Genomic DNA, 13769 nt, shown 5'->3' with positions numbered 1-13769 from the left:
ATCGGGGGATGAGCGACAACGAGATCGGGGCGTTCCTGCGCGCCCGCCGCGAGGCGCTGTCACCCGCGGAGGTCGGGCTTCCGGCGGGGCCGCGACGGCGCACCCCGGGGCTCCGCCGGGCGGAGCTGGCGATGCTCGCCGGCATCAGTGTGGAGTACCTGGCCCGCCTGGAGCAGGGCCGGGACCGCAACCCGTCGGCGCAGGTGCTCGGCGCGCTCAGCGACGCGCTGAAACTGCCGCTCGACGCCCGGGTGCATCTGCGCCGGCTCTCGAAGCTCCAGGGGCACGGGCACATGTGCCAGGCGGCGCCGCGTCCCTCCCGTGAGGTGCGGCCCACGGTGCGGGCGCTGCTGGACCGGCTCGGCTCGACCCCGGCGGCGGTGGTGAACATGCTGGGCGAGATCGTCGCGTACACCGAGGGCTACGAGCGGCTCGCGGGCCCGCTGGGGATCCTGGACGGCGATCCGCCGAGCCTGCTGCGCTTCGTCTTCACCGATCCGCGGGCCCGGGAGGCGTACCCTGACTGGGACGTGGTCGCCGACCAGCTGGTGGCCGCGATGGCGTACGGCGTGTCCCTGGGCGATCCGTACACGGCGGACCTGGCCCGGGAGCTGACCGTGACGGCGGGCGCGCCGTTCTCGGACCGGCTGGCCGCGGGCGGCCTGCTGCGCACCCGCTCGGGCACCGAGCGCGTGGTGCACCCGGAGGCCGGCGAGCTGCGGCTCGCGTACGAGGTGCTCGAACTGGCGGAGACCGACGCCCAGCACGTTCTCGTGCACCTGCCGGCGGACGAGGCGAGCTCCGCGGCCCTCGACCGCCTGGTCGGCCGCCGCCCGGGCACCCTGCGGGCGGTGGGTGCCTGACCCCGTTGGCCGGTCCGGCGTACGGACACGCTCGTCAGACCGCCGCCGGGGCGAAGCGGTGCAGTTCGTCGGTGCCGGGCTGGACGACGCCGTAGCTGTTCTCCGGGACCTCGTTCCACGCGCCGGGCAGATTGCCGAGGGGTTCGGAGACGATGAGGCGGCTCTCCTCGGACAGGTCCCGCAGGAAGGCGACGTCGGGATGGAGCCGGCGCAGCGCCTCCACGCGGCTGCTGTAGAACAGCGAGCGCGAGGCCTGGGCGCTGGAGTAGCGGAAGGCCCAGACGCGCTCGCCGTCGGTGACGGCGAGCGTCATCTGGAGCGGGTACTCGATGCCGTGGGCGCGGCCGACGCGTTCCACGACTCCCGCCATCCGCGCGACGGCGGCGGGCGGGTCCTGGTCGAGGCCGAAGGTGAGGGCCAGGTAGAACATCACTTCCGAGTCCGTCGTGCCCTCGATGTCGGCGTACAGCTCGGGGGAGACGAGCAGGGTGAGTTCACGGCGGATGAGGTGGAAGCCGTTGATGGCGCCGTTGTGCATGAACATCCAGCGCCCGTGCCGGAACGGGTGGCAGTTGGACTGCTGCACCGCCGTCCCGGTCGACGCCCGGATGTGGGCGAAGAACAGCGGGGACCTGACGTGGTCCGCGAGCTCGCGAAGGTTGCGGTTGTTCCAGGCGGGGCCGACGTCCCGGAGCAGCGCGGGGGTGTCGTTCTCGGGCGAGTACCAGCCGACGCCGAATCCGTCGCCGTTGGTGGTCTCCACCCCCAGCTTGGAGTGCAGACTCTGGTCGATCAGGGAGTGTTCGGGTTTGTAGAGGATGGTGTCGAGGAGCACGGGGGTTCCCCAGTACGCGAGCCATCGGCACATGCGTCATCACCTGATCCCGTCCGGCCCTTTCATTCTCGGCCCGCTCACCGCCGGGCGCCACGCGAGCCGGTGCGGGGCCAGGCCGAGATCCGTGAGCCGTGAGAGGCGGTCCAGGGCCTGTCCGGCCCTGATCCGGCGGACAGCGGATCCGGCGGACAGCCCCTAGGACCGGCCGGCCTTCCTCCTCGCCCGCAGCCACTCCTTGTTCATGGCCGCGATCGACGGCAGCGGGATGCCCTTGGGGCAGGCGGTGGCGCACTCTCCGGTGAGGGTGCAGCCGCCGAAGTCCTCGGCGTCCATCTGCGCGACCATGTCGAGGACGCGGGTCTCGCGCTCGGGCGCGCCCTGCGGCAGCACGTTCAGGTGGTTGACCTTGGCCGAGGTGAAGAGCATGGCCGAGCCGTTGGGGCAGGCGGCGACGCACGCGCCGCAGCCGATGCACTCGGCGTGCTCGAAGGCGGCGTCGGCGTCGGCCTTGGGGACCGGCGTGGCGTGCGCCTCGGGCGCGGAGCCGGTGGGGACGCTCACGTAGCCGCCGGCCTGGATGATCCGGTCGAAGGCCGAGCGGTCGACGACCAGGTCCTTGACGACCGGGAAGGCCGCGGCGCGCCAGGGTTCGACGTCGATGGTGTCGCCGTCGCGGAAGGACCGCATGTGCAGCTGGCAGCTGGTGGTCCGCTCGGGACCGTGGGCGTCGCCGTTGATGACGAGGCTGCACGCGCCGCAGATGCCCTCGCGGCAGTCGTGGTCGAAGGCGACGGGGTCCTCGCCGCGCAGGATGAGCTCTTCGTTGAGGGTGTCCAGCATCTCCAGGAAGGACATGTCGGGCGAGATGCCGTCGACCTCGTAGGTGGCCATGGCGCCCTCGGCGTCGCCGTTCTTCTGGCGCCAGACGCGCAGGTTGAGCCTCATGCGTAGCTCCGCTGGGTGGGGTGGACGTATTCGAAGGTCAGGGCTTCCTTGTGCAGGACGGGCGCGTCCGCCCCGCCGAACTCCCAGGCCGCCGCGTACGCGAACTCCTCGTCGCGGCGCGCGGCCTCGCCGTCCGGCGTCTGGGACTCCTCGCGGAAGTGGCCGCCGCAGGACTCCTCGCGGTGGAGGGCGTCGAGGCACATGAGCTCGGCGAGCTCCAGGTAGTCGACGATCCGGTTGGCCTTCTCCAGGGACTGGTTGAACTCCTCGCCGGTGCCGGGGACCTTGATGCGGCGCCAGAACTCCTCGCGGATCTCCGGGATGCGGCGCAGCGCCTTGCGCAGTCCGGCCTCGGTGCGGGCCATGCCGCAGAACTCCCACATCACCTCGCCGAGTTCACGGTGGAAGGAGTCCGGCGTGCGGTCGCCGTCGACGGCGAGGAGGAGGTGGAGCCGGTCCTCGGTCTCGGCGAGGACCTCCCGTACGGCGGGGTGGTCGTCGGTGACGGGTTCGCCGTGGGGGTGGCGGGCCAGGTAGTCGTTGATGGTGGCCGGGAGCACGAAGTAGCCGTCGGCGAGGCCCTGCATGAGGGCGGAGGCGCCGAGCCGGTTGGCGCCGTGGTCGGAGAAGTTGGCCTCGCCGATGGCGAAGAGCCCGGGGATCGTGGTCTGGAGGTCGTAGTCGACCCAGAGTCCGCCCATCGTGTAGTGCACGGCGGGGTAGATCCGCATCGGGACCTCGTACGGGTTCTCGGCGGTGATCCGCTCGTACATGTCGAAGAGGTTGCCGTACTTCTCCTCGACCCTGGCCCGGCCCATCCGCCGGATGGCGTCGGCGAAGTCGAGGTAGACCCCCTGGCCGCCCGGGCCCACTCCCCTGCCCTCGTCGCAGACGTTCTTGGCGGCGCGGGAGGCGATGTCGCGGGGGACGAGGTTGCCGAAGGAGGGGTAGATGCGCTCCAGGTAGTAGTCGCGCTCGTCCTCGGGGATCTCGTTGGCGGGGCGGGTGTCGCCCTGGGCCTTGGGCACCCAGATGCGGCCGTCGTTGCGCAGCGACTCGCTCATCAGGGTGAGCTTGGACTGGTGGTCGCCGGTGCGCGGGATGCAGGTGGGGTGGATCTGGGTGAAGCAGGGGTTGGCGAAGTACGCGCCGCGCCGGTGGGCCCGCCACACGGCGGTGGCGTTGGAGTTCATGGCGTTGGTGGACAGGTAGAAGACGTTGCCGTAGCCGCCGGTGGCGAGGACGACCGCGTCGGCGTAGTGGGTGGAGATCCGCCCGGTGATCAGGTCGCGGGCGACGATGCCGCGGGCCCGGCCGTCGACCACGATGAGGTCGAGCATCTCGGTGCGCGGGTGCATCTCGACGTTGCCGGCGGCGATCTGCCGGGACAGCGCCTGGTAGGCGCCGAGCAGCAGCTGCTGGCCCGTCTGGCCGCGGGCGTAGAAGGTGCGGGAGACCTGGACGCCGCCGAAGGAGCGGGTGTCGAGGAGGCCGCCGTACTCGCGGGCGAAGGGCACGCCCTGGGCGACGCACTGGTCGATGATCTCGACGGAGATCTGGGCGAGGCGGTGGACGTTGGACTCGCGGGCGCGGAAGTCGCCGCCCTTCACGGTGTCGTAGAAGAGGCGGTGGATGGAGTCGCCGTCGTTGCGGTAGTTCTTGGCGGCGTTGATGCCGCCCTGGGCGGCGATGGAGTGGGCGCGGCGCGGCGAGTCCTGGAAGCAGAACTGGACGACCTGGTAGCCCTGTTCGGCGAGGGTGGCGCCGGCGGAGCCGCCGGCGAGGCCGGTGCCGACGACGATGACGCGGTGGCCGCGGCGGTTGGCGGGGTTGACCAGTTTCGCCTGGAAGCGGCGGGTGTCCCAGCGTTCGGCGATCGGCCCTTCGGGGGCCTTGGTGTCGGCGATCGGCTCGCCCACGCGGTAGTCGAGGGAGGTCATGTCAGCTCACCACTCCGGTCATGACGCCGACGGGTACGGCGATGAAGCCCGCGGTCAGGACGAGCGCGAGGGCGTTGGCCAGGAACTTGAGGGCGCGTTCGCGCCGGGCGTTGCCGACGCCGAGGGTCTGGGCGGCGCTCCAGAACCCGTGCCGGACGTGGAGGCCCACGGCGAGCATGGCGACGATGTAGATGACGTTGCCGTACCAGGTGGAGAAGGTGTCGACGACGTTCTGGTAGGGCCTGCCCTCCTCGAAGCCTCCGGGATGGACGGTGCCGGTGGTCAGGTCGAGGACGTGCCAGACGATGAACAGGCCGAGGATGACGCCGCCCCAGCGCATGGTGCGGGTCGCGTAGGAGGATCCCTTGCGGCGGTGGACGTACGCGGTAGGGCGGGCCTTGATGTCGCGCCTGCTGAGCTGGTACGCGGAGACGGCGTGCGCGACGACGGCGGTGAGCAGCACGACGCGGGCGATCCACAGTCCCCACTGGTGGTGCAGGACGGGGGCGCCCATGACGCGCAGCCAGTGGCCGTAGCCGTTGAACTCCTCGGGGCCGAAGAAGACCTTCAGGTTGCCCGTGACGTGGGCGACGAGGTAGGCGAGCATGATCAGGCCGCTCGCGGCCATCACGGTCTTCTTGCCGAGGGTCGACGCCCAGAAGCCGCGGGTGGGCGCGGCGGCGGGGGGCCGGGCGGTGGTCCGTCCGGACTTGGTTGCCAGAGCCATGTGAGCGACGGTAGGGGCGAAGGGCCCGAGTGGTCCAAGACATGGTTCGGCTGATCTCCATAGGCGTATCCTATGGAGCGGGGTAGGCTGGGAGCATGCAGTTCCAGCAGCTCCTCTATTTCGTCGCCGTCGCCGAGACCCGCCACTTCACCCGGGCCGCCGAGCGCGTGCACGTCTCGCAGCCCTCGCTGTCGCAGCAGATCAAGGCGCTGGAGCAGGAGCTGGGCGCGGAGCTGTTCAGCCGGGCCCGGGGCAACATCGCCCTCACCGACGCGGGCGAGGCGCTGCTGCCGCTGGCCCGCCGGATCCTCGCCGACACCGACACCGCCCGGCACGAGGTGCAGGAGCTGGTGCAGCTCAGGCGGGGCCGGGTGCGGCTCGGGGCGACGCCGAGCCTGTGCACCGGTCTGCTGCCGGACGTGCTGCGCGCCTTCCACGACCTGCACCCGGGGATCAGTCTCCTCATCGAGGAGGGCGGCTCGCACGACCTGGTGCGTGAGCTGGCGCGCGGAGCGCTGGACCTGGCGCTGGTGGTGCTGCCGCTGCCGACGCCCTCGCCGGCCCTGACCACGGTGGAGCTGCTGACCGAGGACCTGGTGGTCGTGTCCTCGGCCTCGGCGCCCGCGCCGCGCCGGCCCGTGCGCATCGCGGATCTGCGCGACCAGCCGCTGGTGATGTTCCGGCACGGCTACGACCTGCGGGAGCTGACCGTGGCGGCCTGCCGGGCCGAGGGCTTCGAGCCCTCGTTCACGGTCGAGGGAGGCGAGCTGGACGCCGTCCTCGGTTTCGTACGGGCCGGGCTCGGCCTCGCCGTGGTCCCGGCGATGGTGGCCGCCCGGGCGGGCCGCGACCTGCGGGTCACGGCCCTGGCGCGGCCGGGCCTGCGCCGGACGATCGCGCTGGCCCACCGCAGCGACGTGGCACCGCCACGAGCGGCGCGCGAACTGCAGAAACTGCTGATGGCGACCCGCCGGGGCGCTGCCGCGTAGGCCGTCCCGCCGGGGCGCCGCCCCGTAAGCGTCCCGCCCGGGGCGCCGCCACGCAGGCGTCGGGGGGGGGCTTACACCGCGTCCACCAAGGCCAGTGAGCGGATGCGGTCCGGGGCTCCGGGGCGGGCGTAGTACCAGCCCTGGGCCGTGTCGCAGCCGAGTTCGCGCAGCTGCTGGGCCTGGGCGCCGGTCTCCACGCCCTCGACGGTGACCGCGAGCTCCAGGCTGTGGGCGAGCTGCACGATCCCCTCGACGATCTTGATGTCGACCGGGTCGGCCGGGTGCTGCTGCATGCCCTGGGTGAAGGAACGGTCCAGCTTGAGGACGCTCACCGGGAGCCGGCGCAGGTTGGCCAAGTTGGAGTAGCCGGTGCCGAAGTCGTCGAGCGCGATGTCCACGCCCATCTCGGCGAGCTGCCGCAGCGGCTTCAGCAGGTCGTCGTCCGCGCCGATCAGCGCGGACTCCGTCACCTCCAGGCACAGCGCGCCGGGTTCGAGGCCGGAGCGCTCCAGGACGTCGACCGTCTCGGCGACCAGGCCGGGGTGGTGCAGCTGGGTCGGCGAGAGGTTGACGTTGATCCGCAGCGGGCCGGTGGCGGGGTGGCCGCCGGGCGCCTCGTCCTGCCAGAACCGGGCCTGGCGCACCGCCTCCTGGAGTACCCAGCGGCCGAGCGGCACGATGAGACCGGTGTTCTCGGCGAGCGGGATGAACCGGTCGGGGCCGAGCACGCCGTGCTGCGGGTGGCACCAGCGGACGAGCGCCTCGGCGCCGTGCACGCTGCCGTCCCCGAGGTGCACCAGCGGCTGGTACTCGATGAAGAACTCGCCGCGCTCCAGGGCGGCGGGCAGCGCGGTGGTCAGCCCGTGCCGCGTGATGGCCCGCGCGTCGGCCTCCTCGTCCGCGTACTCGAAGCGGTTGCCACCGGCCGACTTGGCCCGGTACATGGTGATGTCGGCGCTGCGCAGCACCTCGGCCGGGGTGCGCTCGCCGGCCGGTCCCTCCACCACGCCGACGCTGCCGCGCACGGTCAGTTCGCGGCCGTCGATGCTGATCGGGGTGGCGAGGGCGGCGAGCATCCGGTCGGCGAGCTCGGCGACCTGCCGCTCGCTGCCGGGCCCGGTGGTGAGGGCGACGAACTCGTCGCCGCCGAGCCGGGCGACCATCTCGCCGGGTGCGGTGACGCAGCTCTGCAGCCGGTCCGCGACCTCGACGAGCAGCCGGTCGCCGGTGGAGTGACCCAGGCTGTCGTTGATGACCTTGAAGCCGTCGAGGTCGAGGTAGGCGAGGCCGAAGCGGCTCTCGCCGCCGGGCGACAGCGTCTTCTCCAGGCGCTCGAAGAACAGGGTCCGGTTGGGCAGCCCGGTGAGGGCGTCGTGGGTGGCCTCGTACCGCAGCCGCAGGTTGAGCAGCCGCCGTTCGGTGGTGTCCTCCATGAGCGCCAGCTGGTACTGCGGGGCGCCGGCGGCGTCGCGCAGCAGCGAGACGGTGAGGTTGGTCCACAGGACGGTGCCGTCACCGCGGTAGTACGGCTTCTCGACGCGGTACGACTCGCGCTCGCCGCGCACCAGCTCGTCGTACAGCCGCCAGACGTGCGGGCCGTCCTCGGGGTGGGCCCACTCGAGGATGTTCCTGCTGGTGACGGTCTGCTCCAGGCCGCCGAACATCCGGGTGAGGGTCTCGTTGACCTCCAGGACGTTGCCGTCGAGGTCCGCGATGCCGATGCCGATCGCGGCGCCGTCGAAGACCGCCCGGAAGCGGCTCTCGGTGGCGTGCAGGGCGAGTTCGGCGGCGCTGCGCGCGGACAGCGCGGAGTGCGCGATGGACTCCTGCTCGGCGAGGGTGCGTTCGCGCAGGGCCTGGGCGAAGCCGGCGGCCATGGCGTGCTGGAGCCGGGAGCAGCGGGCCCGCAGCTCCTCGGCGTCGGTCTCCTGCTCGTCGCCGCAGTAGAGCACCAGATAGGCGTCGACGACGCCGAGGCTGCGGGAGAGCGCGTCCGGGTCGGTGCAGTGGGCGGCCACCAGGGCCTGGCCGACGCGGTGCCCGGGAGTCGTGTCGAAGGGCCGGGCGTGCAGCGCGTCGCACAGCTCCCGGGCGGGCGGCAGGAGGTGCCGCTCGAACTCCTGACGGGTCATCGAGGTGGCGGTGACCGGGAACACGGCGCGGCTCCAGATGGTCACGAACCGCCTGAGTCTGTCCTCCGGTCCGTCCGCGTTGGCGACGGAACCGGCAGGCTGGGACGGCACCTTCACGCCTTGCGCCCCACCCCTGCGAACCCGGAGAAGGAGTACGGATCCTCCTCCTCGTCCAGGCTGTCGGGCCGCCACAGCGGCATCGGTACGACGCCCGGTTCGACGATCTCGGTCCCGTCGAGGAAGCGCGTGATCTCCTCGCGCGAGCGCATCACGAGCGGGTTGCGGATGTCGCGGTAGACGCCGACGGCGCCGCCCGCCCGCTCCTCGGACACCGGGATGCCCTCGTAGGAGGCGTGGGTGAGGACGACGAGACTGCCGGGCGCCAGCCCGTCCAGGAGCTCGGCGACGGCGGCCTGCGGCTCGTCCGCGTCCTCCAGGAAGTGGAGCACGGCGACGAGCAGGAGGGCCACCGGCCGGTCCAGGTCCAGCAGTTCGCCGACCTCGGGGCTGTGCAGGATCTCGCGGGGCTTGCGCAGGTCGGCGGCGACCACGGCCGTGCGGTCGTCGCCCTCGAGCACGGCGCGGCTGTGGGCGACGGCGACCGGGTCGTGGTCGACGTAGACCACACGGGCCTCGGCGCTGGCGGCCTGGGCGACCTCGTGCACGTTGCCGAACGTGGGTATGCCGGAGCCGATGTCGAGGAACTGGGTGACGCCCTCGTCCACGGCGTGCCGGACGGCCCGGCGCATGAAGGCACGGTTCGCCTGCATGATCTTGGGGAGCCCCGGCAGGAACTCCATGGCCTTGCGGGCCGCTTCCCGGTCCACTTCGAAATTGTGCGAGCCGCCCAGATAGAAGTCGTACATACGGGACACGCTCGGCACCGAAATATCGATACCCGGCGGGGCCCAGGCGGGACGCTCCATCAAAGTCTCCAACAAGTCGCCACGGGGATGCGGCCATGTGTTCGCGGCCTACGTTCGAGCTGAGGCTACTGATCGCCCGCCGAGAGAGCGAGTAGAAACGGAAATTCGCGATCCGTTCTTGGTCACACGCCATTGGCACGTGCTGCGGGTAACGAAGACTTCACGCCTTCAGGTCGTGCAAATTCACGTGCATATGGCCGTGCGCCGCTCCTACGGCGCTCCCGACGCAGCCCGGAGGCCGCGGGATGGGGAGAACCGTACCCAACGGACGGCGACTACCGGCCAGTTCGTTCCACCCGGTCCGGCCCGCGACTCGCCGGAATCCTTGATTCCGGCCATTCCCCGTGAATCCCCCGCAACGACAGGGGCCTTGGCGCGTTGGGCCACGCGTGAGACGACAGAGTCGGCGGAAACGTCAAACCACTGCACGCCCAGATCCGCTCCATCCGGGGAATCGGGGGCCGTTCCGGCCCGGCCGGGCCACCCGCGTGATCATGCTGCTCGGCGTGTCTCTCTTGCCTCAGCACGGGTTCTCCCGCTACCGGAAGCGACTGGCGCGCCCGCTGGCGGCCGGGGCGCTGGTGTGGCTGCTCGCCGCCCCGGCGGCGCCCGTGGCCGCCGACGCCTGCGCCTGGGCGTCGACCGGTCCCGGCGGGTCGAGCGGAGTGGCGGTCGCGGGTTCGGGCCGCTGCTTCCCCACGCACCCCCCGCACCCCACCCATCCCCCGCACCCCACGCACCCGCCCCATCCACCGCACCCGTCCAAGCCACCCAAGCCACAGCCGAAACCCACCCCGAAGCCCCCGCCGAAGCCGAAGCCCCCGGAGCCTCCGCCGCCCGTGCGGACCACTCCCCCGCCCCGGCCCGCCCCGGCGCCGGAGCCTGTGCGGCCGATCCCCGCGCCGGTTCCGCCCGAGCCGGAGCCGGAGCCACGGAGGCCGTCCCCGGCGCCCGCCCCGCGCGCCCGGCCCACGGCCCCGGTCGCCCTGCCGCACTACCGGCGCACGGCCCGGGTCAAGCCCAAGAGCTCGCCGAACGTGCTCACCACGACCCTGCTGGTCACCGCCCCCGCAGTGCTCGCGACCGCGATCCTGCGCCCCCGTTCCCGCTGAGACCGTGTCACCGGAGGAAAACCCTTGTCCGAATGGGTAGTTCTCACCATCGCGATGGCCGCCGCGTGCGCCGTCGTGCTGACCATCGTCGTCATCAACCACCGCAGGCTCCCCGAGGACGACGACCCCAACGAGACCCCGGACGTCATCGAGTACATGACGATGATGATCGGCGTGGTGTACGCGATCGTCCTCGGCCTCGCCATCGCCGGCGTGTGGGAGGCACGCAGCGCCGCCCAGGAGACCGTCCGCCAGGAGGCGCAGGCCATGCACGAGATCTCGGAGCGGGTCGAGGTGTACCCGCTCGCCACCCGGGAGCGGATCCGGGCCGACGTCGACGCGTACGTCCGGTACGTGGTCGAGGACGAGTTCCCGTACATGGCGGAGCACGACGCGCTGAGCGAGAGGGGCACGGAGCTCCTGGAGAAGGTGCGCCGCAGCGTGACCGACTACCAGCCCGCCAACGACTTCGAGGGGCAGGCCTACCAGCCGCTCGTCGACCAGGTCGCGGTCGCCGACGACGCCCGAGGGTCCCGCGGGCAGAACGCCGGGCCGACGATGCCGGGCGTGGTGTGGTTCGGGCTCATCATCGGTGCCCTCGTGACGGTGGGCCTGATCTTCACGCTGCAGATCAGGCGCACCGGGCGGGAGGTGCTGCTGGCCGGCCTCTTCAGCGCCCTGATCGCCTTCCTGCTCTTTCTGATCTGGGACTTCGACGCGCCGTTCAGCCGCGGCATCGCGGCCACCTCAGCGCCGTTCGTCGACCTGTTCCCGCAGCTCGCGGACTGAGCAGGGGTCCGCGTGCGGTCCGATCGGGTGACCTTGGTGCCCCATTCGCGCGTCTCGGATCGCGGCTGTGATAGAGGGCTCCTAGCGTTTCGGGCATCGAGGCGTATGTCCTGCCTTTTCGCGGATAGCCTTCCGCGGCTGCGCCTCGGGGACCCGGAGGATCCACCATGCGCGCGATACGTGCCGCGTCCACCGCTCTGCTGGGGGCGGCCACCCTCGCCCTGGCCGCCCCCCTCGCCGTCGCCGCCGACGGCGCCCCGGCGCCGAACCCCCGGGCGCCCCGAGCGAAGCAAGCGGGCGATTTCGTCGTGTCTCCCGGGGTCGTCGCTCCCGGCGGCCGGGTCGCGCTCAGCGCGCCCGGCTGCGCGAGCACGGCGATGGCCTCGGCCGGCATCTTCGACACCGTCACCATCCCTCCCGGCTCGACGGCCACCGCCACCGTGGACATCGACGCCAAGCGCGGCGCCGTGTACACGGTGTCGTTCAACTGCACCGGAGGCGTGCAGGGCACCGTCGACCTCACCATCAGCGGCGGCACGACCCCGACGCCCACGGCCCTGTCGACCGTGCTCACCACCCCGCGCGGGGTGCAGGGCGGTCTGGGCGGCTCGTTCGACTCGACCGACGCCTGGACCCTCGCGGCCGGTGGGGGCATGGTGCTCGCCTCGGCCGTCGGCCTCGTCCTCGTGATCCGCCGCCGGTCGTCGTCCGACGGCCGACGCCACTGACGGCGCGGCGGGGTGCCCGCCCGCCGGCGAAGCAGGAAGACCCACGGAACGCCCGTCGCCCCCGAGTCCCGGAAAGGACTCGGGGGCGACGGGCGTTGCGGGCCGACCGGGAGGTTCGGCCGGTCAGACCCCCGCGCCGGACATGCGGCGCCGGCGGGCGATGAACAGACCCCCGCCCAGCGCGGCGGCGGCCACGAGGCTGCCACCCACGGCCATCTCGGTGGAGGTCGGGGCGAGCGAGCCGCCCAGACCGCCCGCCGCACCCTGGCCGGCCAGCACGCGGAACTGCGTCGTGAGCTTCCGGCCGTTGACGCAGGTGGCGGTCAGGGTGTGCAGGCCGGGCGTGGCGTTGTTGTAGATGCGGACGCTGACAGTGGAGAACCCTTGGTTGGAGCCCGAGAGGGTGCCGGACGGGAAGGCCGCGGACGAGACCGTGCCCGCGGCGCAGTCCCGGGTGGTGACCAGGAGAAGCGCACCCTGGTGGACCGCGAAGGGGGAGACGGTGACATTGGAGTTGTCGCCACCCTTGGGGGCCTGGAAGGAGCCGACGGTCACGCTGCTGGGCCCGTTGGTGGCGGTGGCGAGGGGGGCAGCGAGCCCGAGCGCCGCGAACGCGGTCGCCGTCACCGCCAGAGTGCGTGCAGCACGCATGGTTGAACCTCCAGTGGAAGGCGCCCCAAAGCGGTGCTCCGGGCGATTCGACGAGTACGCCTTCCGTGACGAACCATCACAAAACGGAAGGACCTTCGCACGTCGGCCTTGGGCCGGTCCGGTGAGGGACGGCACCGGCCGAACGAGTGGGGAATCTGACGGATCCGCAGGTCACATGACGTCAGAACGATGATCTGACGATTACTCGGATGGCAGGTCACCCGTTCCGCCGGGCCCAGGGCCCCCTGCGCCCGTGCGGAAGCCGCGCGAGGAGCCCGCGTCCGGGGCGGCGATCGCGGGCCGCTCCTCCGGCCACCACCCGTTCGCCCCGCCCGGCGCGCCGGATCGCCTCGGCGCCCTTACCGTTCCCGTGACGCCACCAAGGGAGAACCATGAGCCCCAAGGACTTCAGCCTCTTCGACGCCGCCAGGAGACGCCAACCCTGGGGCGCGCTGGCTCTCGTCATGCTGTCCGGCCTGGCGATAATGCGCAACGGGGTGGGCTTCGAGTCCGGCCCGCCGCAGCCCTCCGCGGCAGCGCGGCCGGTCGCGCGACCGGTCGCCCCGGCCCCCACGGCCGCCGCCGCCCCGGAGCTGCCGTTCGCCCCCGCGTCACGCATCAGGATCCCGGCCATCCGGGTGGCGGCCCCGCTCATGGACGTGGGCCTGGACGACAACGGCTGGGTCGCCGCCCCGCCGCCGGAGGAGTCCAACCTCGCCGGCTGGTACCAGAACGGCATCGCACCCGGCATGCGCGGCACCTCCGTCATCGTGGGGCACGTCGACAACCTGGCGGGGCCCGCGGTGTTCTACGGACTCGGCTCCTTGCAGCAGGGCCAGCACATCGAGGTCGACCGGTACGACGGCCGGGTGGCCGTGTTCGAGATCTACGGGGTCGAGGTCTTCGCGAAGAACGCCTTCCCCGGCGTCCAGGTGTACGGGGACACCGGCCAGCCGGAGCTGCGGGTGATCACGTGCGGCGGCGGCTATTCGCGCGCCCACGGTTACGACGGCAACGTGGTGGTCTTCGCCCGGATGGTCGGCTTCCGCTAGGGCCTGTCCGCAAGACGGTCCCCACGGGCGGTCCCCAAGAGCGGTCCGCAAGGCGGCGGGCCCCGGCACCGAGGAGGTGC

Annotated in this window: 13 protein-coding genes; 6 read left to right on the top strand and 7 right to left on the bottom strand. The window is 72.1% G+C overall.

Features of this window, described 5'->3' with window-relative positions; all coding sequences use genetic code 11:
* Positions 1 to 8 precede the first annotated feature (8 nt).
* Positions 9 to 863 carry a helix-turn-helix domain-containing protein gene (locus tag ACFWJO_RS35055; protein ID WP_386871878.1) on the top strand — a complete coding sequence of 285 codons (855 nt, stop codon included), beginning with the start codon at positions 9 to 11 and terminating at the stop codon, positions 861 to 863.
* Between the two features lie 34 nt (positions 864 to 897).
* Here the strand turns inward: ACFWJO_RS35055 and ACFWJO_RS35050 are convergent, their stop codons facing one another.
* From ACFWJO_RS35050 to ACFWJO_RS35035, 4 genes are all read right to left on the bottom strand, one after another.
* Positions 898 to 1731, bottom strand: a complete 834-nt coding sequence (locus ACFWJO_RS35050; protein ID WP_386871876.1) for a class II glutamine amidotransferase — start codon at positions 1729 to 1731, stop codon at positions 898 to 900.
* A 162-nt stretch (positions 1732 to 1893) separates the two neighbouring features.
* On the bottom strand, positions 1894 to 2643 hold the full coding sequence (locus ACFWJO_RS35045) for a succinate dehydrogenase/fumarate reductase iron-sulfur subunit (RefSeq protein WP_386871874.1): 750 nt from the start codon (positions 2641 to 2643) through the stop codon (positions 1894 to 1896).
* Positions 2640 to 4583 carry a fumarate reductase/succinate dehydrogenase flavoprotein subunit gene (locus ACFWJO_RS35040; RefSeq protein ID WP_386871873.1) on the bottom strand — a complete coding sequence of 648 codons (1944 nt, stop codon included), beginning with the start codon at positions 4581 to 4583 and terminating at the stop codon, positions 2640 to 2642. The genes ACFWJO_RS35045 and ACFWJO_RS35040 overlap by 4 nt, the downstream gene beginning before the upstream one ends.
* Before the next feature lies 1 nt (position 4584).
* Positions 4585 to 5310, bottom strand: a complete 726-nt coding sequence (locus ACFWJO_RS35035) for a succinate dehydrogenase (protein ID WP_386871871.1) — start codon at positions 5308 to 5310, stop codon at positions 4585 to 4587.
* Positions 5311 to 5405: 95 nt separating this feature from the next.
* Between ACFWJO_RS35035 and ACFWJO_RS35030 the strand changes: the two genes are divergently transcribed.
* The gene (locus tag ACFWJO_RS35030; RefSeq protein WP_386871869.1) at positions 5406 to 6299 is read left to right on the top strand and encodes a LysR family transcriptional regulator; all 894 of its coding nucleotides are present in this window, start codon (positions 5406 to 5408) and stop codon (positions 6297 to 6299) included.
* 71 nt (positions 6300 to 6370) lie between these two features.
* Here ACFWJO_RS35030 and ACFWJO_RS35025 read toward each other — a convergent pair whose 3' ends face one another.
* Both ACFWJO_RS35025 and ACFWJO_RS35020 read right to left on the bottom strand, forming a co-directional pair.
* Entirely contained in the window at positions 6371 to 8548 is a 2178-nt protein-coding gene (locus tag ACFWJO_RS35025) for a putative bifunctional diguanylate cyclase/phosphodiesterase (protein ID WP_386871867.1), read from the bottom strand.
* Complete coding sequence (locus tag ACFWJO_RS35020) at positions 8545 to 9357, bottom strand: SAM-dependent methyltransferase (RefSeq protein ID WP_386871865.1); 813 nt, start codon at positions 9355 to 9357, stop codon at positions 8545 to 8547. The genes ACFWJO_RS35025 and ACFWJO_RS35020 overlap by 4 nt, the downstream gene beginning before the upstream one ends.
* A 506-nt stretch (positions 9358 to 9863) precedes the next feature.
* On the opposite strand from ACFWJO_RS35020, the gene ACFWJO_RS35015 reads away from it, so the two are divergent.
* The 3 genes from ACFWJO_RS35015 to ACFWJO_RS35005 all read left to right on the top strand — a co-directional run bounded on the left by ACFWJO_RS35015 (position 9864) and on the right by ACFWJO_RS35005 (position 11986).
* Positions 9864 to 10469: a hypothetical protein gene (locus ACFWJO_RS35015; protein ID WP_386871863.1), complete on the top strand. Its 606-nt coding sequence runs from the start codon at positions 9864 to 9866 to the stop codon at positions 10467 to 10469.
* A 24-nt stretch (positions 10470 to 10493) separates the two neighbouring features.
* Positions 10494 to 11258, top strand: a complete 765-nt coding sequence (locus ACFWJO_RS35010) for a hypothetical protein (RefSeq protein WP_386871861.1) — start codon at positions 10494 to 10496, stop codon at positions 11256 to 11258.
* 167 nt (positions 11259 to 11425) lie between these two features.
* Positions 11426 to 11986: a hypothetical protein gene (locus tag ACFWJO_RS35005; protein WP_386871859.1), complete on the top strand. Its 561-nt coding sequence runs from the start codon at positions 11426 to 11428 to the stop codon at positions 11984 to 11986.
* 123 nt (positions 11987 to 12109) lie between these two features.
* Here the strand turns inward: ACFWJO_RS35005 and ACFWJO_RS35000 are convergent, their stop codons facing one another.
* The gene (locus ACFWJO_RS35000) at positions 12110 to 12637 is read right to left on the bottom strand and encodes a hypothetical protein (protein WP_386871858.1); all 528 of its coding nucleotides are present in this window, start codon (positions 12635 to 12637) and stop codon (positions 12110 to 12112) included.
* Between the two features lie 392 nt (positions 12638 to 13029).
* Here ACFWJO_RS35000 and ACFWJO_RS34995 point away from each other — a divergent pair, with 392 nt between their 5' ends.
* Positions 13030 to 13689, top strand: a complete 660-nt coding sequence (locus ACFWJO_RS34995; RefSeq protein ID WP_386871857.1) for a class F sortase — start codon at positions 13030 to 13032, stop codon at positions 13687 to 13689.
* Positions 13690 to 13769 lie beyond the last annotated feature (80 nt).

The organism is Streptomyces sp. NPDC127092 (assembly GCF_042722475.1).
In the GTDB taxonomy this organism is placed as follows: Bacteria; Actinomycetota; Actinomycetes; order Streptomycetales; family Streptomycetaceae; genus Streptomyces.
Note: the sequence above shows the minus strand (reverse complement) of the source record. Positions and strands in the feature narration are given on the sequence as shown.